The sequence below is a fragment of the Micromonospora sp. NPDC003241 genome (genome assembly GCF_053589795.1).
On record NZ_JBSFSO010000091.1, the window covers coordinates 3,637 to 4,778 of the forward strand.

The 1,142-nt window shown below is 56.4% G+C and carries 1 rRNA gene (running past one end of the window); it reads left to right on the forward strand.

Annotated features, from left to right (window positions below):
- Nucleotides 1-1,142, forward strand: a 23S ribosomal RNA gene (locus ACWDVW_RS32480) (its annotated part extends 1,667 nt beyond the left edge of the window); the annotation flags it as partial.

Consider the following 1,142-nt stretch of genomic DNA (forward strand, 5'->3'; position numbering starts at 1 on the left):
GGAGCGTGGGAACCTGGCGGGTAGTAGTCAAGCGATGGGGTGACGCAGGAAGGTAGCTGAGCCCGGCCGGTGGTTGTGCCGGGGTAAGCGTGTAGGCCGTGCCATAGGCAAATCCGTGGCGCATGTAGGCTGAGACGTGATGCCGAGCCGATTCAGGTGAAGTCAGTGATCCTATGCTGCCGAGAAAAGCCTCTAGCGAGTTCTTAGCGGCCCGTACCCCAAACCGACACAGGTGGTCAGGTAGAGAATACCGAGGCGATCGGGCGAACTGTGGTTAAGGAACTCGGCAAATTGCCCCCGTAACTTAGGGAGAAGGGGGGCCGGAGACGTGAAGCCCCGCGCGGGTGGAGCGTTGTATGGCCGCAGAGAGCAGGGGGAAGCGACTGTTTACTAAAAACACAGGTCCATGCGAAGAAGTAATTCGATGTATATGGACTGACGCCTGCCCGGTGCTGGAACGTTAAGGGGACCTGTTAGCTCTTCGGGGCGAAGCGGAGAACTTAAGCGCCAGTAAACGGCGGTGGTAACTATAACCATCCTAAGGTAGCGAAATTCCTTGTCGGGTAAGTTCCGACCTGCACGAATGGCGTAACGACTTCCCCACTGTCTCAACCACAGGCCCGGCGAAATTGCAGTACGAGTAAAGATGCTCGTTACGCGCGGCAGGACGGAAAGACCCCGGGACCTTTACTATAGCTTGACATTGGTATCTGAGTTAGCTTGTGTAGGATAGGTGGGAGCCGGTGAACCTCATACGCCAGTATGGGGGGAGGCAATCTTGAAATACCACTCTGGTTGATTCGGGTATCTAACTTCGGACCGTTATCCGGTTCAGGGACAGTGTCTGGTGGGTAGTTTAACTGGGGCGGTTGCCTCCTAAAAGGTAACGGAGGCGCCCAAAGGTTCCCTCAGCCTGGTTGGCAATCAGGTGTTGAGTGCAAGTACACAAGGGAGCTTGACTGTGAGACTGACGGGTCGAGCAGGGACGAAAGTCGGGACTAGTGATCCGGCACTTGCGTGTGGAAGCGGTGTCGCTCAACGGATAAAAGGTACCCCGGGGATAACAGGCTGATCTTCCCCAAGAGTCCATATCGACGGGATGGTTTGGCACCTCGATGTCGGCTCGTCGCATCCTGGGGCTG